The sequence below is a fragment of the Mycobacterium sp. NGS39 genome, from assembly GCF_059812765.1.
In genome coordinates this window covers 63,323-85,143 of the sequence record NZ_JCALDH010000002.1, presented here as the reverse complement: position 1 = coordinate 85,143, position 21,821 = coordinate 63,323, and the positions used below count along the sequence as shown (strand labels likewise).

At 67.1% G+C, this 21,821-nt stretch carries 21 protein-coding genes and 1 pseudogene; 7 read left to right on the top strand and 15 right to left on the bottom strand.

The features are described from left to right. Positions 1-8 precede the first annotated feature (8 nt). Complete coding sequence (locus AC5Y39_RS02750; protein WP_500015424.1) at positions 9-1,148, bottom strand: thiolase family protein; 1,140 nt, start codon at positions 1,146-1,148, stop codon at positions 9-11. Between the two features lie 78 nt (positions 1,149-1,226). Here AC5Y39_RS02750 and AC5Y39_RS02745 point away from each other — a divergent pair, with 78 nt between their 5' ends. Both AC5Y39_RS02745 and AC5Y39_RS02740 read left to right on the top strand, forming a co-directional pair. After that, the gene (locus AC5Y39_RS02745) at positions 1,227-1,991 is read left to right on the top strand and encodes an SDR family NAD(P)-dependent oxidoreductase (protein WP_500015426.1); all 765 of its coding nucleotides are present in this window, start codon (positions 1,227-1,229) and stop codon (positions 1,989-1,991) included. After that, a pseudogene (locus AC5Y39_RS02740) lies at positions 1,988-2,734 on the top strand (SDR family NAD(P)-dependent oxidoreductase). The gene AC5Y39_RS02745 and the pseudogene AC5Y39_RS02740 overlap by 4 nt, the downstream one beginning before the upstream one ends. A gap of 103 nt (positions 2,735-2,837) precedes the next feature. Here AC5Y39_RS02740 and AC5Y39_RS02735 read toward each other — a convergent pair. Genes AC5Y39_RS02735 through AC5Y39_RS02720 form a run of 4 tightly spaced genes read right to left on the bottom strand, consistent with a single transcriptional unit; the run spans position 2,838 to position 6,863 of the window. Then, positions 2,838-3,605, bottom strand: coding sequence for an enoyl-CoA hydratase/isomerase family protein (locus tag AC5Y39_RS02735; RefSeq protein ID WP_500015427.1), 768 nt, complete (start codon positions 3,603-3,605; stop codon positions 2,838-2,840). Between the two features lies 1 nt (position 3,606). Further along, positions 3,607-4,695: an acyl-CoA dehydrogenase family protein gene (locus AC5Y39_RS02730; protein WP_500015428.1), complete on the bottom strand. Its 1,089-nt coding sequence runs from the start codon at positions 4,693-4,695 to the stop codon at positions 3,607-3,609. Then, on the bottom strand, positions 4,682-5,497 hold the full coding sequence (locus tag AC5Y39_RS02725) for an acyl-CoA dehydrogenase family protein (protein WP_500015430.1): 816 nt from the start codon (positions 5,495-5,497) through the stop codon (positions 4,682-4,684). The genes AC5Y39_RS02730 and AC5Y39_RS02725 overlap by 14 nt, the downstream gene beginning before the upstream one ends. Next, positions 5,475-6,863 (bottom strand): class I adenylate-forming enzyme family protein, encoded by a 1,389-nt coding sequence (locus AC5Y39_RS02720; protein WP_500015432.1) that lies wholly within the window; start codon positions 6,861-6,863, stop codon positions 5,475-5,477. Before AC5Y39_RS02720 ends, AC5Y39_RS02725 begins: the two co-directional genes overlap by 23 nt. A 71-nt stretch (positions 6,864-6,934) precedes the next feature. On the opposite strand from AC5Y39_RS02720, the gene AC5Y39_RS02715 reads away from it, so the two are divergent. Next, complete coding sequence (locus AC5Y39_RS02715) at positions 6,935-7,936, top strand: 2Fe-2S iron-sulfur cluster-binding protein (RefSeq protein WP_500015434.1); 1,002 nt, start codon at positions 6,935-6,937, stop codon at positions 7,934-7,936. On the opposite strand, the gene AC5Y39_RS02710 is transcribed toward AC5Y39_RS02715, so the two are convergent. From AC5Y39_RS02710 to AC5Y39_RS02695, 4 genes are all read right to left on the bottom strand, one after another. Beyond that, positions 7,927-8,982: a CaiB/BaiF CoA transferase family protein gene (locus AC5Y39_RS02710; RefSeq protein WP_500015436.1), complete on the bottom strand. Its 1,056-nt coding sequence runs from the start codon at positions 8,980-8,982 to the stop codon at positions 7,927-7,929. The two genes, AC5Y39_RS02715 and AC5Y39_RS02710, sit on opposite strands and share 10 nt — an antisense overlap. Next, positions 8,979-9,935 carry an LLM class F420-dependent oxidoreductase gene (locus AC5Y39_RS02705; RefSeq protein WP_500015438.1) on the bottom strand — a complete coding sequence of 319 codons (957 nt, stop codon included), beginning with the start codon at positions 9,933-9,935 and terminating at the stop codon, positions 8,979-8,981. The genes AC5Y39_RS02710 and AC5Y39_RS02705 overlap by 4 nt, the downstream gene beginning before the upstream one ends. A 103-nt stretch (positions 9,936-10,038) precedes the next feature. Beyond that, positions 10,039-10,440, bottom strand: coding sequence for a cobalamin B12-binding domain-containing protein (locus AC5Y39_RS02700; protein WP_500015440.1), 402 nt, complete (start codon positions 10,438-10,440; stop codon positions 10,039-10,041). Then, positions 10,440-12,017, bottom strand: a complete 1,578-nt coding sequence (locus AC5Y39_RS02695) for a methylmalonyl-CoA mutase family protein (RefSeq protein ID WP_500015442.1) — start codon at positions 12,015-12,017, stop codon at positions 10,440-10,442. Before AC5Y39_RS02695 ends, AC5Y39_RS02700 begins: the two co-directional genes overlap by 1 nt. Before the next feature lie 121 nt (positions 12,018-12,138). On the opposite strand from AC5Y39_RS02695, the gene AC5Y39_RS02690 reads away from it, so the two are divergent. The 4 genes from AC5Y39_RS02690 to AC5Y39_RS02675 are packed head-to-tail and all read left to right on the top strand — an operon-like array spanning position 12,139 to position 16,185. Beyond that, positions 12,139-12,969 (top strand): SDR family oxidoreductase, encoded by an 831-nt coding sequence (locus tag AC5Y39_RS02690; protein WP_500015444.1) that lies wholly within the window; start codon positions 12,139-12,141, stop codon positions 12,967-12,969. Positions 12,970-12,989: 20 nt separating this feature from the next. After that, positions 12,990-13,478 carry a MaoC family dehydratase gene (locus tag AC5Y39_RS02685; protein ID WP_499962628.1) on the top strand — a complete coding sequence of 163 codons (489 nt, stop codon included), beginning with the start codon at positions 12,990-12,992 and terminating at the stop codon, positions 13,476-13,478. Then, positions 13,475-14,281 carry an HpcH/HpaI aldolase/citrate lyase family protein gene (locus AC5Y39_RS02680; RefSeq protein ID WP_500015446.1) on the top strand — a complete coding sequence of 269 codons (807 nt, stop codon included), beginning with the start codon at positions 13,475-13,477 and terminating at the stop codon, positions 14,279-14,281. Before AC5Y39_RS02685 ends, AC5Y39_RS02680 begins: the two co-directional genes overlap by 4 nt. Next, positions 14,278-16,185, top strand: a complete 1,908-nt coding sequence (locus AC5Y39_RS02675; RefSeq protein ID WP_500015448.1) for an acetoacetate--CoA ligase — start codon at positions 14,278-14,280, stop codon at positions 16,183-16,185. Before AC5Y39_RS02680 ends, AC5Y39_RS02675 begins: the two co-directional genes overlap by 4 nt. Positions 16,186-16,203: 18 nt before the next feature. Here the strand turns inward: AC5Y39_RS02675 and AC5Y39_RS02670 are convergent, their stop codons facing one another. From AC5Y39_RS02670 to AC5Y39_RS02645, 6 genes are all read right to left on the bottom strand, one after another. Continuing rightward, positions 16,204-16,866, bottom strand: coding sequence for a dienelactone hydrolase family protein (locus AC5Y39_RS02670; protein WP_500015617.1), 663 nt, complete (start codon positions 16,864-16,866; stop codon positions 16,204-16,206). Between the two features lie 126 nt (positions 16,867-16,992). Next, the gene (locus AC5Y39_RS02665) at positions 16,993-18,135 is read right to left on the bottom strand and encodes a thiolase family protein (RefSeq protein ID WP_500015449.1); all 1,143 of its coding nucleotides are present in this window, start codon (positions 18,133-18,135) and stop codon (positions 16,993-16,995) included. Positions 18,136-18,147: 12 nt separating this feature from the next. Further along, positions 18,148-18,564 carry a Zn-ribbon domain-containing OB-fold protein gene (locus AC5Y39_RS02660; RefSeq protein ID WP_499909179.1) on the bottom strand — a complete coding sequence of 139 codons (417 nt, stop codon included), beginning with the start codon at positions 18,562-18,564 and terminating at the stop codon, positions 18,148-18,150. Between the two features lie 45 nt (positions 18,565-18,609). Then, positions 18,610-19,419, bottom strand: a complete 810-nt coding sequence (locus AC5Y39_RS02655) for an SDR family NAD(P)-dependent oxidoreductase (protein WP_500015450.1) — start codon at positions 19,417-19,419, stop codon at positions 18,610-18,612. Continuing rightward, positions 19,419-20,339 carry an LLM class F420-dependent oxidoreductase gene (locus tag AC5Y39_RS02650; protein WP_500015452.1) on the bottom strand — a complete coding sequence of 307 codons (921 nt, stop codon included), beginning with the start codon at positions 20,337-20,339 and terminating at the stop codon, positions 19,419-19,421. The genes AC5Y39_RS02655 and AC5Y39_RS02650 overlap by 1 nt, the downstream gene beginning before the upstream one ends. Positions 20,340-20,374: 35 nt before the next feature. Further along, positions 20,375-21,811, bottom strand: coding sequence for an aldehyde dehydrogenase family protein (locus AC5Y39_RS02645; RefSeq protein WP_500015454.1), 1,437 nt, complete (start codon positions 21,809-21,811; stop codon positions 20,375-20,377). Positions 21,812-21,821: the final 10 nt, after the last annotated feature.

Here is a 21,821-nt window from a genome sequence, read left to right as displayed (position 1 = left end):
GAACGCGCTTACGGCGCGGGAACTTCGATCACCGTCGCGGAGCCCATTCCGCCGCCGGCGCACATTGCCGCCACGCCGATGCCGCCGCCGCGGCGACGCAGTTCATGCACCAGGGTGACCAGCATCCGCGCGCCCGTCGCGGCGACCGGATGGCCCAGCGAGCAGCCGCTGCCGTTGGGATTGACCTTGTCCGGATCGATCTCGAGCAGCTTGGCGGTGGCCACGCACATCGCCGCGAATGCTTCGTTGATTTCGAATAGGTCGACGGCGTCGAGTGAAAGGCCGGCTCGCTCAAGCGCTTTGGGGATCGCCTCGACCGGCGCCAGCCCGGTGATGGCCGGGTCGACGCCCACCGATGCCCACGCCCGCACGGTCGCCAGTGCAGGAAGCCCGAGTGCATCGCTGGCGATCGCGAGCACCGCTGCCCCATCGTTGGCGCCGCACGCGTTGCCGGCGGTGATCGAGAAGCCCTCGATCTCGGGGTGAAGCGGCTTGAGCGCGGCCAGTTTCTCCATCGTGGTGTCGCGGCGGGGATGCTCGTCGACGGCGAACAACCCGTGCGGGGTCTGGATGGGGACGACTTCCTCCTTGAAGCGGCCCTCGTCGATCGCCTGCACCGCCTTGCGGTGCGAACCCAGCGCCCACGCATCCATCTCCTCGCGACTGACGCCAGCCTTGACTGCGGCGTTCCACCCGACGGTGATCGACATGTCCATGTTCGGCGCGTCCGGCCGGTCGGGATGGGTGGGCGGGAACCAGGCAGCCGGCTCGCCGCCGATGGCCCTGGTGAAGCGCGGAGACGTCGACGCGGAGTTGACGCCGCCGGCGATCACGAGTTCGTCCATGCCGGCTTTGATGCTGGCCGCGGCGCTCTGCACAGCGGCCTGACCGGCCGCGCAGTGACGGTTCTGGGCGAGGCCCGGCACATTGGTGAGCCCGGCGGTCAGCGCGGCGTGGCGGGCGATCACCCCGCCGCCGTAGAGTCCCTCGCCGAGGATCACGTCGTCGACGGGGTGGCCGTCGAGCTCGCCGGCGATCGCGCCCACGACGTGATTTGCCAGGTCGTACGCGTCGGTGTCGCGCAGCGTGCCCTTCATCGCGGTGCCGATGGGAGTGCGCAGCGCGGACACGATGACGGCTTCAGGCATGACTGGTCTCCAATGTGCTCAGGTGTGAGAATCTTATTCTCTCAAGCTGAGAGTGCCAGTTGCAAGAAGGGGAATCACATGCAGATCAGCGGAAGCTCCGCGATCGTCGTCGGCGGCACCGGTGGGTTCGGTGAAGCCACCGTCCGCCGACTGCACAGGGCCGGCGCCAAGGTCGTGGTTGCCGATGTCGCCGACGACAAGGGCAAGGCGCTGGAAAGCGAGCTGGGCATCCGCTACGTCCGCACCGACGCGACCAGCCCCGAGGACGTGAACGCCGCACTGGCAGAGGCGGAATCTCTGGGACCCCTGCGCATCTCGGTCGACTGCCACGGCGGGCCGGCCAGCGGCGGGCGTCTCGTCGGCAAGGACGGGTCTGCCCTGGACCTCGACGGCTTCAAGACGACCATCGAGTACTACCTGACCGCCGTCTTCAACGTCATGCGGCTCTCTGCGGCAGCGATCGCCCGCCAGGAGCCGCTCGACAGCGGCGCGCGCGGGGTCATCGTCAACACCGCGTCGATCGCCGGTTATGAGGGCCAGATCGGTCAGATCCCCTACGCGGCGGCGAAGGGCGGCGTGATCAGCATGACCCTGGTCGCCGCGCGCGACCTCTCGCCGCTGGGCATCCGGGTGGTCACCATTGCGCCCGGGATGTTCCTGACGCCGGCATACCCGGTGCCGGCCGAGCAACTCGAAGCGCATTGGGGCCCGCAGATCCCGTTCCCCAAGCGGATGGGCCAGCCGTCCGAGTACGCCGCGATGGTGGCCAGCATCGTCGAAAACGACTACCTCAACGGCGAAGTCATTCGCCTCGACGGGGCGCTGCGCTTCGCCCCGAAGTGACCGGCTCGCTCGCCGGCAAGGTCGCGTTCGTCGCGGGCGCCAGCCGCGGCATCGGCGCGACGGTGGCGTGCGCGTTGGCGGCGCACGGCGCTGCTGTTGCGGTGGCGGCGCGATCGGAATCCGAAGGCCGCATTCCCGGCACGATCCATGCGGTGGCTTCGCGGATCACCGCGGCGGGCGGTCGCGCGCATGCCGTGCGGTGTGATGTCACCGACGAGGAGTCGGTGAATTGCGCGGTGGCCGAGGCGGTTTCGGTGTTCGGCGGTATCGACGTGCTGATTGCCAACGCTGGTGTGCTGTGGCTCGGGCCGATCGAGTCGACGCCGCTCAAGCGCTGGCGGTTGTGCCTCGATGTGAATCTGACCGGAACGTTTCTGGTGACGCGCGCGGTGATCCCGCACGTTCGGGCGCGTGGCGGCGGATCGCTGGTGGCAATCACGACGACGGGCGTGACGATGCCCGGGGCCAACGCGTAGTGGGTGTCGAAGGCCGCCGTCGAGCGGCTGTACCTCGGGCTGGCCGCGGACCTGAAGGCGGACAACATCGCGGTGAACTGTCTGAGCCCGTCGCGTGTGGTGCTCACCGAAGGATGGGCCGCGGGCGGGGGCGGCCAAGAGATTCCGCCGGAGATGGTGGAGCCGCCGGAGGCGATGGCCAATGCCGCCGTGCTGCTGGCCCGCCAGGACGCGAGCGGCATCACCGGCACAGTCCAGCGCTCGGAATCCCTTGTACCGCCGAGCTGATAGCTCCTCGCTCACCTTGGCGCGAGCGTGCGTGTCGGTACGGCAACACGCCGGTGACGTGCGTACAAGGATGCACGCTCGCGGAGAAGGGGGAGAAGGGGGGTCAGCCCTTCGGTGCGTTGAGGCGCTCGACGATCCGCCGGAAATCTTCGGTCTGGAAGGATTGGTCTTCAGCGGCGTTGGCGTAGTCCAGCGTATTCAGCACAGCTCGCTCCACGTGCATGTTGAGCATGCGCTTGGTGCTCTCGACAGCTTGACGCGGCAACTCCATGATTTTTTTCGCACAGGCTATCGCCTCCGAAAGCGGATCGGCGACAACATGATTCGCCAAGCCGATCTCGACGGCGCGCTGCGCCGAGATCCGGGCTCCGGTCAACGCATACTCCTTGGCCTGCAGCACGCTGATCTGCAGTGGCCAGGTCAGCGGCCCCCCGTCGGCGGCGACCAAGCCCACCTGTACATGCGGGTCGGCAAGGTAGGCGGTTTCGGCCATGTACACGATGTCGGACAGCGCGACCAGGCTGCAGCCCAGCCCAACCGCCGGGCCGTTGACGGCGGCCACCACGGGAATCCTCGTGCGCACCATGCCCAGCACGATCTCGCGGCCGTGCAGGATCGTCTTCGCGCGAAGGTCGGGGTCTCGTCGGATCTCGTCGAGGTAGGCGAAATCGCCGCCCGCCGAGAACGCCCTGCCGTTGCCTGTGATCACCGCCGCCCGCGCGTCGCGGTCTTCGTTGAGGCGCGGCCACAGCTGTGCCAGCCCGACGTGCAGTGCGTCGTTGACCGCGTTCAGCGCGTCCGGCCGGTTGAGCCGAATGATGCGCAGCGCACCGTCGGCCTCGACCTCGATTTCCGGTGGCATGTCGTACACGTCAGACTCCTAACCCGAGGATGCGGGATGCGATGATGTTCTTCTGGATTTGCGACGTCCCGCCCATCACACTCTGCGCGCGGCTGTACAGGTAGGCGTTGAGCAGGTCTGGATCTTCCGTACCGCCGACAGCGAGCGCCGCATGCCCGACGGACTGCTCGGTCCAGGTCATCAGCAGTTTGTCCAGCGAGCCGTCCGGTCCGTGCGTGAGGCCGTCGAGCTGCTCGGAGAGCCGGCGCCGCACATGCAGTCTCAGCATCTCGGATTCCACAGCGGCCCAGGCCAATTCGGACGGCATCGCGCCGTCGACCCGAGAGGCCATCTGCCGCACCAGCTTTCCGTACCGCGCGGAGTAGCCCAACGTCGACGGCTCCCGCTCGTGGCTGACCACCGTCATCGCCAGCGCCCAGCCCTCCCCCGGTGCGCCGACCATCTGGTCGGCCGGCACGGTGGCACCGTCGAACAACACCTGGCCGAATTCGGTGGTGACGCCGTTGATCATCCGCAATGGACGCTGCTCGATGCCCGCCTGGTGCATGTCGACGATGAACGCCGAAATACCTTTGTGCCGGGGGGCCGACGGGTCGGTGCGGGCCAGCAGCAGACACCAGTCGGCGACATCGGAGTAGCTGGTCCAGATCTTGTGGCCGTGGATGACGTAGTTGTCGCCGTCACGGGTCGCCTTAGTGCGCAGTGACGCCAGGTCTGAGCCCGCGCCCGGTTCCGAAAAGCCTTGGCACCACCGCTCGGTTCCATTGATCATGCCGGGCAGGAAACGCTGCTGGAGTTCCTTGCTGCCGTGGTGGCCAAGACCGACGACGAGATAGCCCAGGCTCGGTCGCGGCGGAGCGCCGGCGCGGGCCAGCTCCTCGTCGACGATCACGTCGTAAACCGGCGGCAGATCATGCCCGCCGTATTCGCGCGGCCACGACATGCCGAAGAAGCCTGCCGAGTACAACGCCTGATGCCACTCGCCCTGCCGCGCCCAATAGTCGTCGCCGGAAGTCGGGAACGTGCCGGCCTGCTCGGTCAGCCAGTCGCGCAGGCGCGCTCGGAACTCGGCTTCCTGCGGGGAGTCACGAAAGTCCAAAGTCGATCTCCTCCAATCGGACTCCGAAGAGCTCGGTCGATGTCAGCGCACGCCGCAAGAAGACGTGCGCGAGGCATTCCCAGGTGTTGCCGATGCCGCCGTGCACTTGAATCGCCGTCTCGCAGACGGTTCGGGCCGCACGTGCGCAGTACACCTTCGCGATCGCCGCTGCCCGCACCGCTTCGGCGGGCTCGAGTTCGTCGACACCCCAAGCCGCGTGGCGCAGCACGCTGATCGAGCCCTCGATCAGCGCTAGCCCTTCGGCGAGCATGTGCGCCACCGCTTGATAGCTGCCGATCGGTTTGCCGTACTGCTCACGGATTTTCGCGTAGTCGCAAGCGAGCGCGTGCGCGCCGCGGGCGGCGCCCAGGATGTCGGCGGTGGTGACGACGATCGCGAGCGCGCGGAAGCGCTGGCTGTCTTCGCCGGCCAGTTTCTCGACGGCGTGCTGTGCAGGCAGGCCTGCAGCCGCTTTCGTGAGGTCCGCTGTCGCCACGTTCTGCCGGATATCGGCCGCGGATACCTCCACGCCCAGTCGTCGCAGCTCGTCGGCCAGCGCAGGACCGAGGAACGGCACGTCGACGAGTCCGCGGCCGAACTCCTCGGCCACGATGGCGACCTCGACGCCGGAGGCGCCATCGGAGCGCAGCGAGCGCCACCCCGTCGCGTCCACCGCCTTCTCCAGCCGTGCGATCCGGCTCTCGTCGGACAGCTCGGCGACCGAGCCGGTACCAAGGTCGTCCGCCAATTTCGCTGCGGCGTCGCGCAATTGGCGCTGCTCACTGTTCAGCCGGACATCCATATCTCTCCTTCAGAACTCGCCGCAGCACCTTGCCGGAGGGCAGTCGCGGGATCTCCGGCACGAACACTACGTCGGCGGGCCGTTTGTACGACGCCAGCCGCTCACCGACGACCGCGGTGAGCTCGTCGGCGCTGACTGACGTGTGGGCGGCAACAGCTGCCACGATCGCCTCTCCGTTGACCGGATCGGGCACGCCGAACACGGCGCAGTCGTCGACGGCGGGGTGGCTATGCAGGATCTTTTCGATCTCCGCCGGAGCGACCTGAAATCCCCGGACCTTGATCATCTCCTTGGAGCGGTCGGTGATCCGCAGGTAGCCGTCGTCGTCGAGGCATCCCACGTCGCCGGTGCAGTACCAGCCGTCACGGAACGCGCCGGCGGTTGCTTCGTCGGGAAGGTACCCGGCCATCAGCGATTCCGAGCGGGCTTGGATCTCACCGTGTTCGCCGATACGGACGTCGACACCCGGAACCGGACGGCCCACTGTGTCGAGCCGGACATCGTCGAGCGGGTTACAGGCGATCACCGGCAATTCGGTTGTGCCGTAAGCACTCAGCCACCGCGCTCGGGTCCGGCGGGTGACGGTCTCGGCGACACTCGGCGTCACGGGGGTGGCACACCACATGATGTAGCGCAGCGACGACAGATCGAAGTGTTCCAGCCCTGGATGAGCGGCGAGCGCCAATGCTATTGGCGCGACGGCCATTTCGATGGTGATGCGGTCCTTTTCGATGTGACGCAGCATCAGGTCGATGTCGAAGCGCTGATGCAGCCGAACCCAGGCACCGGTGTCAAGAGCCGTCATGATGTTCAGCAGGCCGAGGATGTGCGATGCCGGTGTTACCACCTGCATCCGATCCTCGGACGTCATGTGCAGCGCGTCGCGCCAGTGCCGGACCGCAGCGTTGAACGATCGATGGGTGTGCCGGACGGCTTTGGGCAGTCCCGTGGTGCCGGAGCTGAACACCAGCAGGGCGTCGGCATCCGGGGTGGGCGAAGCCGCTGCACCCGTCGAATTCCCTGTCGATGCGGGGCTGGGCTGGTCGAGGTGGAGCATCGGCATCAGATCCGCCAGAACGGCATGGTCGCCGACGGCATGGCCCGGCTCGGTGAGCGTGAGGGCGTGCTGCACCTCGGCGGCCTTCCAGGCTGGGCTGAGCAGCACCACCGCGGCGTCGAGCCGCCAGATGGCCAACACCGCGGCGACGAATTCCGGGCGGTTCGACGACATGAGCGCAACCCGCTGGCCGCCGCGCACACCGTGGTGACGCAGCAGGCCAGCCAGCCCGTCGGCACGTGCGTCGAGCTCGGCGCGGCTGTACTGCCGCTCCCCGAACGCGAGAACGGCGGGGCTGCGTAAGGGCATCGAGAGGATCCTACCGTGATTGAGAACCTGATTCTCTTATTGATAGAATCTTAATACCAAAGGGAGGTGGCATGGCGATCACCCACGTGTTCCACCGGGCCACCGTGGCACGGATCATCAAGGAGACGCCTGACGCGAGCACCTTTGTGCTGGTCCCCGACGAGCCGTTCACCTATCGGGCCGGTCAGTACTGCACCTTCCGCGTCACCGTCGACGGCGAAGACCTGTACCGCTCGTATTCGATGTCGAGCGCGCCCGAGACCGACGCCGACCTGGCCACCACGATCAAACGTGTGCCCACCGGCAAGGTCTCGAACTGGATGCTCGACAACCTCGCCGAAGGCGACGAGGTCGTGCTCACCCGGCCCGCGGGCACGTTCTGCCTGGACTCCAGCTCGGCGCCGCTGCTGGGGTTCGCCGGGGGCAGCGGGGTCACGCCGATCTTGTCGCTGACGAAAAGTGCGTTGGCCACGACGCAGCGCAAGGTTCGGCTGCTCTGCGCCGACCGCGACCGGCAGTCGGTGATCTTCGACGCGGCGATGGCCGAGCTGGTGGACCGTTATCCGGACCGCCTGGAGGTGGTGCGACACATCGACGCCGAACGGGGCTTGCTCGACGCGGCGACGGTGCGGATGTTTGTCGGCCCTGACATCGACGCCGACAGCTACGTGTGCGGGCCGGAGGGCTTCATGAACGTCGTGAAGTCTGCGCTGTCCGGGCCGGGACGGGTGTTCGTCGAGGACTTCGAAATCGAACCGAAGGTCGCCGCCCCTACCCCCGCGGAGTCATCGGCGAAGACGGGCGGCACCGTGACCATTCACCTGGACCGCAAAAAGGTGACAGTGCCGCGGATCGCCGGCGAGACGCTGCTGGAAAGCGCGCGCCGGGCCGGCCTCGCGCCGCCGTTCTCGTGCGAAGCGGGCAATTGCGGTACGTGCATCGCCAAACTCACCGAAGGCACCGCGACCATGCGCAACAACGACGTCCTCGAAGAGGACGAGATCGCCGACGGGTACATCCTGACCTGCCAGGGTGTTCCCGACAGCGAGTCGGTGACCGTCGTCTACGAGTGAGGCAGCACGTCGTTGTGCTCGCCGAGTTTCGGCGGCGGACGGTATTGCGGCATGTAGCCGACAACCCGGATCGGGCTGCCGACGAGCTTGAACTCGCCTGCGCTGACGACGATTCCGGGGTCAGCTTCCAGCGCTTCGGGTAGCGTGCGCACCGCCGCGGCGGGGATCCCGAGTGGACGAAGCCGGGCCTCCCATCCCTTCGCGGTGTCTTTCGCCAGGATCTTCGTGACGACGTCGAGCACGTCGTCGCGTCGTGACACGCGCTCAGCCATCGTGTCGAACCCGGTGATGCCGGCCTCGGTCGCGAAGAGTTTCCAGAACGCATCGTGGGTGATGAACAGCGCAAGGTAGCCGTCGGCAGTGGGAAACAGTTGCGCGGGGACGTAATACGAGTGTGCGCCAAACGGGTAGCGGCGCGGCTCGACACCGTCGTTGAGGTAGGCCGACGCGCGATAGTTCAGCTGGGACAGCATCACGTCTTGGAGGCACACGTCCACCTGGCCGCCACGCCCCGAGACGATCTGCGCGAGCAGACCCAGCGCCGCGGTCAAGCCGGTCGAGTTGTCGGCCGAGGAGTATCCCGGCAGGGTCGGCGGCCCGTCGGGATCGCCGGTGAGCGCAGCGATTCCGGTCGCGGCTTGCACGACGTAGTCGAATGCGGGTTCGTCGCCGCCGTCCAGCCCGAACCCGGTGAGCGCGACGCAGACGATCTTCTCGTTGTGCCGCTTGAGTGTGTCGTAGGTAAGGCCCAGCCGTCGTATCGCCGACGGTTTGAGGTTGACCAGCAGCGCATGCGCGTCTTTGACAAGCTCACCCAGCAGCCGTTGCCCCGCTTCGGTATTGAGCTCCAGCACGACGCTGCGCTTGTTGCGATTGAGGCTGGCGAAGTAGCTGTCGGCGACCTGCCGGGAGATCTCGCCGCCGGGCGGTTCGATCTTGATGACCTCAGCCCCGAGGTCGGCCAGCATCATCGTCGCGTACGGCCCGGCGAGCATGGTGCCGACTTCGAGAATGCGGATACCCGACAGCGGGCCGGTACCACTCACCGGACTTGCGTGGCCAACTCGGCGATCACCTCGCGTGTGCGCTGCTTCGAGGCGATCAGCTCGTCGCGGTTCTCGCCGATGGGCAGCAGCCGCACCGAGAGATCCGTCACGCCCGCGTCGGCGAACTTCTTGAACCGCGCCAGGATCGACTCTTCGTCCCCGGCCGCACACAGATCACCGACGTCGCGGGCATCGCCACGCTCCAGCAGCTTCTGGTAGTTGGGCGACGTTTCAGCCTCGGCCAGAATGCGATTCGCGCGTTCCTTTGCGGCGTCGATCTCGGAGTTCGCGCACAAACACACTGGGATGCCGGCGACGATGCGCGGCGCCGGGCGGCCCGCGTCGGCTGCGGCCTTGGTGATCTTGGGGGCAATGTGGTCGGCGATCGCGCGCTCGTCGGCCATCCACAGCACGGTGCCGTCGGCGAGTTCCCCGGCGATCTGCAGCATCACCGGCCCCAGCGCCGCGACCAGCACGGGCAGCGGCGGGTCGGCGCCCAGCACCGTCGGGTTGTGCACCGTGAACGTGTCGTTCTCGACGTCGACCGGGCCCGGGCCGGCCAGCGCCGCGTTGAGCACCTCGAGGTAGTCGCGCGTGTAGGCAGCCGGCTTCTCGTAAGGCAGGCCGAGCATGTCCCGCACAATCCAGTGATGCGACGGGCCGACACCGAGCACCGTGCGGCCCCCCGCGATGGCATGCACCGAAAGTGCTTGCCGCGCAAGGGCGATCGGGTGCTGCGCTTGCAGCGGCACCACCGCGGTGCCCAGTTCGATGCGTGAGGTGTGTGCCGCCATCAGCGCCACCATGGCCAATGCGTCGAAGTCGTTGGGGACCTGGGGCATCCAAGCAGTGTCCAATCCAGCCGACTCCGCCCATTCGATGTCTGATACGAGTTTTGAGACCTTGCGCGACATGTCGCCGCGTTCGGCCCCGATCATCACGCCAAGTCTCATGTCAAGCCTCACTTCTCGCGGCGCTGCCAGCCGAACGTGAACCCATTGCGAAAAATCGGCCGAAAATCCGCACTGAGCTCACGCTCGGCGAACGCCAACTCATCTAGTCCGCCACCTTCTGCCCGGTCAGTGAACGCACCTCACGCACAAGCACATCCAGCGGCGTGCCGGTCGGGAATACCGCCGCGGCGCCGGCCTCCAGCAGCTTCGCCACATCGCCCTGCGGGATCGTCCCGCCCACCACGACCGGGATGTCGGCGGCGTCGGCGGCTCGTAACGCCTCGATGGTTCGCCTGGTCAGCGCGACGTGCGCACCCGACAGGATGCTCAGGCCCACCAGTGCGACGTCTTCCTGCAAGGCGATCGACACGATGTCCTCGATGCGCTGTCGGATGCCGGTGTAGATCACCTCGAAGCCGGCGTCGCGCAGCGTGCGCGCGACGATCTTCGCGCCGCGGTCGTGCCCGTCGAGACCCGGCTTTGCCACCAGCACGCGAGCCGGCATCAGAACACCACCGGTTGCTGAAATTCGCCCCAGACCTTCTTGAGCGCCGAAACCATCTCGCCCACAGTGCAATACGCGTTGGCGCAGTCGATCAGGTAATGCATCAGGTTGTCGGTGCCCTCCGCGGCGCGTGACAGCGCGGCGAGTGCGTCGGCGGCGGCTGCGCCGTCCCGTTCGGCCTTCACCTTGCTGAGGCGTTTCAGTTGCAGGTCACGCCCTTCCGCGTCGAGTTCGTACATCGTCACGTCCGGCGGCGGCTCGTCGGAAACGAATTTGTTGACGCCCACCACCGGGCGCTTCCCCGACTCGATGTCCTGGTGCAGCCGGTACGCTTCGTCGGCGATCAACCCCTGTAGATAGCCGTCCTCGATGGCCCGGACCATGCCGCCGTGGCTTTCCAGATCCGCCATGATCTCGACGATGCGTTCCTCGGTGGCGTCGGTGAGCGCCTCGACGAAATACGAGCCGCCGAGTGGGTCGGCGACCCGGGTCACGCCGGTCTCGTAGGCAAGGATCTGCTGAGTGCGCAGCGCCAGCGTGGCGGACTCCTCGCTGGGCAGCGCGAACGGCTCGTCCCACGCGGCGGTGAACATCGACTGCACGCCGCCGAGCACCGACGCCATCGCCTCGTAGGCGACCCGAACCAGGTTGTTGCGCGCTTGCGGCGCATACAAAGACGCCCCGCCGGACACGCAGCCGAACCGGAACATCGACGCCTTGTCAGTCTTCGCGCCGTAGCGTTCGCGCACGATCGTCGCCCAGCGGCGGCGGCCCGCCCTGTACTTGGCGATCTCTTCGAAGAAGTCGCCGTGGGTGTAGAAGAAGAACGAGACCTGCGGGGCGAACTCGTCGATCGTCATCCGGCCGCGCTCGACCACGGTGTCGCAGTACGTCACCCCGTCGGCGAGCGTGAACGCCATTTCCTGCACCGCGGTGGCGCCGGCGTCGCGGAAGTGCGCACCGGCCACGGAGATCGCGTTGAACTTGGGCACCTCGGCGGCACAGAACTCGATGGTGTCGGCGATCAGGCGCAGCGACGGCTGCGGTGGCCAGATCCATGTGCCGCGAGACGCGTATTCCTTGAGGATGTCGTTCTGGATGGTGCCGGTGAGCTTGGCGCGCGGCACCCCTTTGCGTTCTGCGGCGGCGACGTAGAACGCGAGCAGGATAGCCGCGGTGCCGTTGATCGTGAAGCTGGTGCTGATCTTGTCGAGCGGAATCTGGTCGAACAGGATCTCGGCGTCAGCGAGCGTGTCGACGGCGACCCCCACCCGGCCGACCTCTTCGGCCACCTCGGGATCGTCGGAGTCGAAGCCGCACTGCGTGGGCAGGTCCAGCGCCACCGACAAACCGGTACCGCCCTGGTCCAGCAGATAGCGGTACCGGCGGTTGGACTCCTCGGCGGTGCCGAACCCGGAGTACTGGCGAAATGTCCACAGCCGGCCTCGGTAACCGGACGAGAAGTTGCCCCGCGTGAACGGAAATTCCCCCGGGTCTGGCGGCTCGGTGATCCGGTCAGCCGGCCCGTACACCGGCTTCAGAGGAATCCCCGAAGAGGTCTGTACCTGCTCTTCCATCAATGAATACCGTACTTGCAAAAAATGAGAATGCCAATACCATTGCGTGATAACGACACGGGCCGACGACGTGTGGCGTGCCGCTGTGCGCGCGAATTCCCGCGGCAACAGAAGGAGACGGATGCCTGGTCAGTTGAACGCGCTCGCCGACCGTACCCTCGTGATCTCCGGCGCCAGCCGCGGCATCGGCCTGGCCATCGGGCTCTCGGCCGCGCGCCACGGCGCCAACGTCGTCTTGTTGGCCAAGACCGACCAGCCGCACCCCAAGCTGCCGGGCACCGTGCACACCGCCGCGGCCGAGATCGAGGCCGCGGGCGGTAAGGCGAAGGCCGTGGTGGGCGACGTGCGCAACGCCGACGACGTGCGCCGCGCCGTGGACATCGCGGTCGAGACGTTCGGCGGCGTGGACGTCTGCGTGAACAACGCCAGCGCGATCGCCACCGAGCCCACCGAAGCGCTGCCGGTGAAGAAGTTCGAGCTGATGTCCGACATCAACATCAAGGGCACCTTCTTGATGACGCAGGCGTGCGTTCCCCACTTGCGCAACTCCGTCAATCCTCACGTACTGACGATCTCTCCGCCGCTGAACATGAACCCGCGCTGGCTCGGCGCGCACCCCGCTTACACGCTGTCGAAGTACGGGATGACGTTGCTTTCGCTGGGTTGGGCGGCCGAATTCGCCGACGCCGGCATCGCTTTCAACTGCCTGTGGCCGCAGACCTACATCGGCACCTCGGCGGTGGCGAATCTGCCGGACGGGCAGAAATTGCTGCAGGCGTCTCGCAGCCCGGAGATCATGGGCGACGCCGCCGCCGAGATCGTGTCGCGGCCTGCGCCGGACACCACGGCGAACTGCTTCATCGACGAAGACGTGCTGGTGGCGGCGGGCGGCTACGACTTGTCCCGCTACGGCGGCGGACTTCAGCCCATCCCGGATCTGTTCATCGGCTAGCGGTCGCAGAGAATCTGGCTATGACGCAAGACGCGACGGAACGCACGGTCGAACAGCGCGGCCTGTGGTACGAGGAATTCGAACTCGGCGTGCGGTATCTGCACCGGCCGGGCCGGACCATCACCGAGGCCGACAACGTGCTGTTCACGACGTTGACCATGAACACCCAAGCGCTGCATCTGGATGCCGCCTGGTCGGAAGCTCAGCCCCCGTTTCACCAGCGGCTGGTCAACTCGATGTTCACGCTGTCCACGCTCGTCGGGCTGTCGGTGACCCAGTTGACCCAGGGCACGATCGTCGGCAACCTCGGCTTCAGCGAGATCGCTTTCCCCAAGCCGCTGTTTCACGGCGACACGCTGTATGCCGAATCGGTGGTGACCGACAAACGGTTGTCGCGCAGCCGTCCCGGCGAGGGCATCGTGACGTTCAGCCACGTCGGCCGCAATCAGCACGGCGACATCGTCGCGACCGCGACCCGCAAGACCATGGTCAGGACGCAACCCGCATGACGCTGCAGCTGGGACCAGCATGGTTGTTCTGTCCGGCGGATCGCCCGGAGCGGTTCGCCAAAGCGGCCGCAGCAGCGGACGTCGTCATCCTCGACTTGGAGGACGGCGTTGCCGCTTCAGACCGCGACGCCGCACGAAAAGCGTTGGTGGACAACCCCCTTGACCCCGCCAAGACCGTCGTGCGGGTCAATGCCGCCGGGACGTCCGATCATTGCGCGGACCTCGAGGCGCTGGTGCGCACCTCCTACACCACCGTGATGCTGCCAAAATGCGAATCACCCGAACAGGTTGCGGCGCTCGCACCGCGCGACGTGATCGTGTTGGTGGAGACGCCGCTAGGAGCGGTCCGGGTCGCCGACAGCGTCCAGGTGGACAACGCGGTCGGCGTGATGTGGGGTTCGGAGGACTTGTTCGCCGCATTGGGCGGCACCGCGAACCGCACCGCCGACGGCACACTGCGCGACGTTGCCCGCCATGTGCGGTCGACGTCGCTGCTTGCCGCGAAAGCGTTTTCGCGTTTTGCGTTGGATTCGGTGTACCTGGACATCAGGGATCTCGACGGGCTGAGGGCGGAGGCTGACGACGCGGTCGCGGTGGGGTTCGACGCCAAAGTTGCGATCCATCCGAGCCAGGTTCCGGTGATCCGGGCCGCCTACACCCCGGAACCCGAGCAGGTCGAGTGGGCGCGGCGCGTGGTGGCCGCGGCCCGTGACAACCGCGGGGTCTTTCAGTTGGACGGCAAGATGGTCGACATGCCGATCCTGCGCCGCGCTCAGCACATCGTGAGGCTGAGCGGGCGATGACGCGACCGCGGTGGCGCGAGTTCGCGGACTTCGCGGCGCAGCACCACGGCGCGCCGGCCGGCGAGTACGCGCAGTTATGGCAGTGGTCGGTCGACCACCCGGCGCGGTTCTGGCGGGCGATCTGGGAGTTCTTCGACGTCCGCGGAACCGCGCCCGCCGACGGCGACGCAGGCATCCTCGCCGATGCGTCTATGCCTGGGGCGCAATGGTTTCCGGGCGTCGAGCTGAACTACGTCGACCAGGTGCTGCGGCATACCCAGCAGAACGGCGCGGCGATCGTCGGCGTCGACGAGGACGGCACCCGCACCGAGATCGGCTGGTCGGAATTGCCGGGGCAGGTCGGTGCGGTGGCGGCCGAGCTGCGCCGTCTGGGAGTGGGCCGCGGCGACACCGTCGCCGCCTATCTGCCCGACGTCGCCGAGGCGATGGTCGCCTTTCTGGCTACCGCATCGTTGGGGGCGGTGTGGTCGTCGTGCGGCCAGGACTATGCGCCCGAGGGCGCCGCGTCGCGGCTGTCCCAGTTGCGTCCGAAGGTGTTGTTCAGCGCCGACGGCTACCAGCTCAACGGCCGGTGGATCGACAAGACGGCACACACCACCGAACTACTCGGCTTGCTCGACAACCCAGCGCAGATCGTCGTCGGAGGCGAGGCCTACCGAGATCTCGTCAGCGCGCCGGCCCCCATCGACGTGACGGCTGTTCCGTTCGACCATCCGCTGTGGGTGTTGTTCAGTTCCGGTACCACCGGCCGGCCGAAGGGCATTGTGCACGGGCACGGCGGGATCGTCCTCGAGCACCTGAAAGCCGTTGGCCTGCACGCCGATCTGGGTCCGGGCGACGTGTTCTTCTGGCAGACCGCGTTGAGCTGGATGATGTGGAACTTCCGCTTGTCGGGGCTGCTGTGCGGGTCGACGGTGCTCTGCTACAGCGGTCATCCGCTGTATCCCGATGCCGACCGGCTGTGGCAGCTGGTCGCCGACGAACGGGTCAGGTACTTCGGCACCAGTCCCGGGCATCTGCTGGCATCGCGCAAAGCCGGACTCACCCCCGGCTCGTCACACGACCTGAGCCGCCTGCGCACAGTGGGCAGCACCGGGTCGCCGTTGGCCGCCGACCTTTTCGAGTGGGTGGGCACGCACGTCGGAGACCACGTGATGGTGTCGTCGATCAGCGGAGGAACCGACGTGTGCACCGCGTTCGCCGGCGGAACACCGGAAGTGCCGGCACAGGCTGGTGAGCTGGCAGCGCGTTATCTCGGTGTGGCACTTGATTGTTGGTCACCCACGCGTGAGCCTCGGCGCAACGAGGTCGGCGAGCTGGTCATCACTGCGCCGATGCCGTCGATGCCGGTGGGGTTCTGGAACGACGACGACGGATCCAAGTACCGCGCAGCGTATTTCGACCACGAGTGGGAGAACGGCCCGGCGCCGGGGATTTGGCGGCACGGCGACTGGATCACGTTGACCGACCGCGGCTCTCTGATCTTCCACGGCCGAAGCGACGCGACGCTGAATCGGCACGGCATCCGGATGGGGTCGGCCGACATCTACGAGGTCGTCGAGGCGATCGACGAGGTGAGCGAGGCGTTCGTCGTCGGCATCGACGGCCCCGACGGTAGATATTGGATGCCGCTGTTCGTCGCGATGGCACCGGGCAAGCAGTTGGACGAGGAGCTGAAGGCCAAGATCTGCAACGAGATTCGCTCAAAACTGTCGCCGCGGCATGTCCCTGACGAGATCATCGAGGCGCCGGCGATCCCGCATACCCGCACCGGCAAGAAACTCGAGGTGCCGATCACCGGCATCCTGGCCGGCCGCACCGACGTCGCCGTGGATCCGCGGGCGATCGACAACCCAGACCTCTTGGACTGGTACCGCGAACAGGGCCGGCTACATACCTGGTGAGTGCCCTCGCAGTGCAGGTCAGGCGCCGAGGTGGGTTCCGAAGAACGCGAGAATGCGCCGCCAGGCGTCTTCGGCTTCCGGCTCCGAATAGCCAAGGCCCGCAATCTTTTCGACAGGTTCAAGCAGTGACGGAGTGCCCCAGTCGTTCATGAAGCTGTGCCCCACATCGGGGTATTCCTTGACGTCGTGCGGGACGTCGGCGAGCAGCGTCTCGAGTTTGGCCGCCGCGCCCGGCAGCAGGCGGTCCTTCGCACCATAGCTCGCTACCGTTGGACACGACTTCCGCAGCGCATCGACGTCTTTCGGCCAGTTACCGTAATTCGGTGCGGCGGCGTCGAACCCGCCTCGCGGCGCCAGCAGCAGGCAGAAGCCACCGCCCATGCAGAAGCCGACCACGCCTACCTTGCCGGTGCATCGACTGTCACCGACCAAATGGTCGCGCGCGGCAATCAAGTCGTCGACGGCGGTTCCGCTGCCGGTCTGCATCGCCCTCAACGTGCGGACCACGCACATGGGCTTCGCGCCGCGCCGGTACAGCGCCGGCGCCAGGGCCAGGTAGCCGTTGGCCGCGAAGCGGTCGGTGATGCGACGAATGTCGGCCGTCAAGCCGAACGCGTCGTGCACGACGACCACGCCCGGCCACGGCCCCGCTCCTGACGGCACAGCGAGATAGCCAGGCAGGGGCCCGGCGGGACAGTCTTACTCGATGTCAGGCATGCGACGCTCCTTCGACCCTCCGCGAGCGTGCACGCTTGCACGTCTGGGGCGGCGTGTCGCTGATCAGACACGCACGCTCGCCGAACGAGGCTAGAGCGTCAGGATAGTGGCCGCGGCAGTTCCCGGGGCGCCGTAAACCTGGGCGAATCCGACCCGCGGCTCGCCGGGCACCTGGCGGTCGCCGGCCTCGCCGCGCAGCTGGCGCACCAGCTCGTGCACCTGACGCAGACCCGACGCGCCGATCGGCTCGCCGTTGGCGATCAGCCCGCCGTCGGTGTTGACCGGCATCGGGCCGCCGATCTCGGTGGCGCCGTCGGCCAGCAGCTTCTCCTGATCGCCATCGGCGCAGAAGCCCGCCTCGGCCATGTGGATCACCTCGGCGCCAGCGTCGGTGTCCTGCAACTGGATCACGTCGACGTCCTCGGGCGCCACCCCGGCCGCCTCGAACGCCGCCTTCGATGCGTACACCGTCGGCGACACGTCCTCGTCGAGCGGGGCCGACGTCGCGTGCACCTCGTAGGCGCCGTAGCGGCGCGTGCGAATCTCCGCCGCCCGCAGGTACACCGGCTTGGATGTGAACCGGTGAGCGATGTCCGCGCGGCACATGATCACTGCGGCCGCGCCTTCGTCGGGGGCGCAGAACATGTACTGGGTGAGCGGGTAGTTCAGCACCGCGGAGTTCAAGATCTCTTCCTCCGGAATTGGCTTGCGGCGGAACGCATTCGGGTTCAGCGCGCCGTTGCGGAAGTTCTTCGCGGCCACTTTGGCCAGCGTCGCCTGAGAGATGCCGTGTTCGTGGATGTAGCGGTTGGCCTTCATGCCGAAGAACTTGGTGGTGACGAATTGTCCGTTCTGCGCGTACCACTGCGGCAATGCCAACTTGGCCGGGTCGTCGGTGAACGCCCCGCGGGGATGCTTGTCCATGCCGATCGCGATGCCGATGTCGTACTTGCCCAGCCGGATGGTGTCCGCGCACACCTGGGTGGCGGTGGCCGCGGTGGCGCATGCGTTGAACACGTCGGTGAACGGGATGCCGGTGAGGCCGACGAGCCGAGTCACCGCGTCCGGGTTGGACACCTCATAGCTGCCGCCGACGCCGAACTGGACGTCTTTCCAGTCCATCCCGGCGTCGGCCAGTGCGGCCTGGATCGCCTCGGCGCCCATCTGCATCGCGGTCTTGTCGAAACGGCCGAATGGATGCAGGCCCACGCCGATGATCGCCACGTCGTTCATCGCAAACCTCCTCTAACTCACCGGCCGGAAGGCGAACGTCACCACTTCGTTGCCCTCTTCGTCGGTGGTGAACGGAACCATGGTCAGCTCGACGTCCATGCCGAACTCCAGCTTGCCCGGGTCGTTCTCGGTGAGCCGGCCCTCGACCCGGATCACGTCGTCGAGCTGCACCAGCCCCACCCCGAACGGGACGAAGTCCTTCCCGGTCGGTCCCGCATACGGCGGCCCGGGCGGAAAGCCCTGCGTGGTCCACGCGATCAGCGTGCCGCGGCGCGGCAGCAGCAACTCCGACATGTCAGCGGCACTGCAGCGCGGACAACGGTCCTGGCGCGGGAACGTGGCGGCAGCGCAGGCGCCGCATTTGCTACCGATGAGCTGCGGATTGTCGTCAGGCCAGGTCGAGATCTCGGGAGCGAGCGCCTTCTGCATGCGGTGATCGTACAATGGCATTACCCAAAAGCGGAAACCATGTTCTCATTCGCCGCGGCCCAACACGTAGTGGCCGTCGTCGGGATGGTGATACCAGCCCCCGGCCGCAGCCGTCCCGCCGTCGACATGAACCGTTTGACCGGTGACATACGAGCTGAGCTCGGACGCCAAAAACACTGCCGCGCCGGCCACTTCGTCGACGTGGCCAAGCCGGCCCATCGGGACCATCAGGCTGGTGCGCTCCCGGAAGCCCGGAGAGGCCATGGCCTCGATGCCCTCGGTAACGGTGACGTCGGGAGCCAGCCCGTTCACCCGGATGCCGTGCGGCGCGAGTTCGAGCGCGGCCGTCTTGGTGAAGTTGACGACGCCGGCCTTGGCGGCCGCATACGCGGCGTAACCGGGCGCGGCACGGAATGCCTCGATCGAGGTGACGTTGACGACGCTTCCGCCCAGGCGCGCGTCGACCATGGCCCGCGCCACGCGCTGTGTACACAGCAGCACATGGCTGAGGTTCGACCGGATCAACGCGTCCCAGCCGCCGGGCGACGTGTCCAGCAGGCCGGACCAGAACACTCCTCCCGCGTTGTTCACCAAAATCGTTGGTACGCCGAGCGATTCGAGCGTGGCGGCCAGCGCCGCGTCCACCTGACCGGCGTCGCGCACATCGGTGACGCACGCCAGCCCACCGGTCTCGGCCGCCGCGGACTCCGCCGTGTCCGGATCCTTCTCCCAGATCGCGACGCGCGCACCGAACGCAGCGAAGCCCGCCGCAATGCCCCTGCCAATGCCCGCACCGCCGCCGGTGACCACCGCAACTCGGCCCTCGAGCGACACCGCGTCGCGGCTCAGTGCCATCAGGTTCTCTCGATCACCTGCTCGCGGAACACTTCGATCGCCTCCAGCGCGTGGGTCAGCCCGTCGCCGGGCAGCCCGACCTGCACCCAGGTCACGCCGATGGCCCCAAGCTTCTCGAGCCCGGACAGGTAGGCGTCGGCGTCGAAGCCTGCCTGCCCCGGGCTCCCCCCGGCGAAATTGGTGAAGCTGATGTCGACCGACGACCAGTCCTTACCGGCGGCGTCGAAGCGGCGCCGCAGGTCGTCGACGGCCTGCGCGAGCCGGTCGACGGTGTCCATCGCCGACGTTCCGGCCGTGCTGGCCAGGCCCGCCGGCGCGGCGAATGGGCACCAGCCGTCGCCGTGGTCGACCACGCGCTGCCGCGCGGTGCCGGTGTTGCCGCCGATCCAGATCGGCGGATGCGGCGTGGTCGACGGTCTGGGGTGTGCGGTGATGCCGCGCGCGGTGAAATGCCTGCCCTCGACGGTGAGGTCGTCCGCGGTCCAGATTGCCCTGATCACTTCGAGCGCCTCGTCGAACAGCTCGTTGCGTTCGTCGAAAGTCACTCCCAGAGCTGCGAATTCGCGTTTGAGGTAACCCGCACCCACCGCAAGTGTGAACCGGCCCTCCGACAGCAGGTCCAGCGTGGCCCCGGCCTTGGCGACCAGGAACGGGTTGCGGTACGGCAGCACGACGATGTTGGGGATCAGCCGCAGCCTCGTGGTGCGCGCAGCAGCGAAGCCCATCGCGACGAACGGGTCGAGCGCGTCGTGACCGCCCGCCTCGAGCCAGCGCTGCGTAGGCGCCGGATGATCGGTGAAGCCGTAACCATGGAAACCGGCGGCCTCGGCCGCGGCGGCAAGCTCACCGACGCCGCGCCCGGACACCAACTCCGGATGGCAAGGGTGGCTGATGATCGGGTGCGTGATCGCGAAGCGCATCTGTCCGGCCTGGACCGAAGTGGTGGTCGGACCCGCTAGCCGGCCGCCTTCTCCGGCGCGTAACCCATCGTGGACTTGATCTCCAGGTATTCGTGGAAGCCGAACTCGCCCCACTCACGACCGTTCCCGCTGCGCTTGTAGCCGCCGAAGGCCGAATTCAAGTCGAACGCGTGGTTGATCGCCACGCTGCCGGCGCGAATCTTGCGCGCGACCTCGCGGGCCTTTTCGACGTCGGCGCCCGAAACATAGCCTGCCAGACCGTAATCCGTGTCGTTGGCGATTTCCACGGCCTGGTCGAGGTCGTCGTAGCCGATGATGCACAGCACCGGCCCGAAGATCTCTTCGCGGGCGATCGTCATGTCATTGCTCACGTTCGCGAACACCGTCGGCTTGACGTAGTAGCCCTTGTCGAGTCCATCCGGGCGGCCCGGCCCCCCGGCAACCACCGTGGCTCCTTCTTCGATGCCCTTCTCGATCAAGCGCTGGATCTTGTCGAACTGAGCCCTCGACGCGACCGGGCCGATCGCGGTCTTCTCGCCGGGATCGCCCACCTTGACCTGTTCGGCGACCTGCTTGGCGATCGAAATGGCTTCGTCCATGCGGGCATTCGGCACCAGCATTCGCGACGGCGCGTTACAGCTCTGCCCGGAGTTCGGCATCATCGCGGTCACGCCTTTGCGCACGCTTTCCTCGAAGCCTTCGTCGTCGAGCACGATGTTAGGGCTCTTGCCGCCGAGCTCTTGGGTTACCCGCTTGACCGTCGGCGCAGCGTTTTTGGCGACATCGATGCCGGCGCGGGTGGACCCGGTGAACGACACCATGTCGACGTCGGGATGGCTCGAAATCGCCGCTCCCACAGTCGGTCCCTCGCCGAACACCATGTTGTAGACACCCGCGGGCACGCCTGCGGCGTCCATGATCTCGGTGAAAATCTGCGCCGAATACGGCGCGACCTCGGACGGCTTGAGCACCATCGTGCAACCGGTCGCCAGCGCCGGGTACACCTTGCACGCGATCTGGTTGATCGGCCAGTTCCACGGGGTGATCAGGCCGCACACGCCGACGGGTTCTTTGACCACCAGCGTCGAGCCGTGCTGTTCCTCGAATTGGAAGTTCTTGAGCACGTCGATGGCCGTCATCAAATGCCCCATGCCGAGCGCGACCTGCGGACCCGATGCCAATGACGGCGGGGCACCGATCTCCTCGTTGACCGCGTCGGCGAGGTCACCCGAACGCTTCTGGTACTCGGCGAGGATGGCTTGCAGCAAGTCCAGCCGCTCTTCGCGGCTGCTCTGCGACCAGGTGGCGAACGCCTTGCGGGCTGCCTTCACGGCCCGGTCCACGTCGGCCGCCGATCCCACCGCGATCCGGCCGGACACCTCTTCGGTGGTCGGGTTGTCGACGTCCAGAGTTTTCGGTTCGGCCGGGTCCACCCACTGGCCGTCGATGTAGAACTTCAGATATTCGCGCATCGTTGTCGCC

Excerpts from the sequence above, each read along its gene's own strand:
- AC5Y39_RS02725 (WP_500015430.1), bottom strand. The coding sequence starts at position 5,497 with ATGGATGTCCGGCTGAACAGTGAGCAGCGCCAATTGCGCGACGCCGCA.
- AC5Y39_RS02685 (WP_499962628.1), top strand. The coding sequence starts at position 12,990 with ATGACGCAAGACGCGACGGAACGCACGGTCGAACAGCGCGGCCTGTGG.
- AC5Y39_RS02720 (WP_500015432.1), bottom strand. The coding sequence starts at position 6,863 with ATGCCCTTACGCAGCCCCGCCGTTCTCGCGTTCGGGGAGCGGCAGTAC.
- AC5Y39_RS02705 (WP_500015438.1), bottom strand. The coding sequence starts at position 9,935 with ATGAGACTTGGCGTGATGATCGGGGCCGAACGCGGCGACATGTCGCGC.
- AC5Y39_RS02650 (WP_500015452.1), bottom strand. The coding sequence starts at position 20,339 with ATGCGCTTCGCGATCACGCACCCGATCATCAGCCACCCTTGCCATCCG.
- AC5Y39_RS02655 (WP_500015450.1), bottom strand. The coding sequence starts at position 19,419 with ATGGCACTGAGCCGCGACGCGGTGTCGCTCGAGGGCCGAGTTGCGGTG.
- AC5Y39_RS02715 (WP_500015434.1), top strand. The coding sequence starts at position 6,935 with ATGGCGATCACCCACGTGTTCCACCGGGCCACCGTGGCACGGATCATC.
- AC5Y39_RS02750 (WP_500015424.1), bottom strand. The coding sequence starts at position 1,148 with ATGCCTGAAGCCGTCATCGTGTCCGCGCTGCGCACTCCCATCGGCACC.
- AC5Y39_RS02690 (WP_500015444.1), top strand. The coding sequence starts at position 12,139 with ATGCCTGGTCAGTTGAACGCGCTCGCCGACCGTACCCTCGTGATCTCC.
- AC5Y39_RS02695 (WP_500015442.1), bottom strand. The coding sequence starts at position 12,017 with ATGGAAGAGCAGGTACAGACCTCTTCGGGGATTCCTCTGAAGCCGGTG.
- AC5Y39_RS02660 (WP_499909179.1), bottom strand. The coding sequence starts at position 18,564 with ATGCAGAAGGCGCTCGCTCCCGAGATCTCGACCTGGCCTGACGACAAT.
- AC5Y39_RS02675 (WP_500015448.1), top strand. The coding sequence starts at position 14,278 with ATGACGCGACCGCGGTGGCGCGAGTTCGCGGACTTCGCGGCGCAGCAC.
- AC5Y39_RS02645 (WP_500015454.1), bottom strand. The coding sequence starts at position 21,811 with ATGCGCGAATATCTGAAGTTCTACATCGACGGCCAGTGGGTGGACCCG.
- AC5Y39_RS02745 (WP_500015426.1), top strand. The coding sequence starts at position 1,227 with ATGCAGATCAGCGGAAGCTCCGCGATCGTCGTCGGCGGCACCGGTGGG.
- AC5Y39_RS02700 (WP_500015440.1), bottom strand. The coding sequence starts at position 10,440 with ATGCCGGCTCGCGTGCTGGTGGCAAAGCCGGGTCTCGACGGGCACGAC.
- AC5Y39_RS02680 (WP_500015446.1), top strand. The coding sequence starts at position 13,475 with ATGACGCTGCAGCTGGGACCAGCATGGTTGTTCTGTCCGGCGGATCGC.
- AC5Y39_RS02665 (WP_500015449.1), bottom strand. The coding sequence starts at position 18,135 with ATGAACGACGTGGCGATCATCGGCGTGGGCCTGCATCCATTCGGCCGT.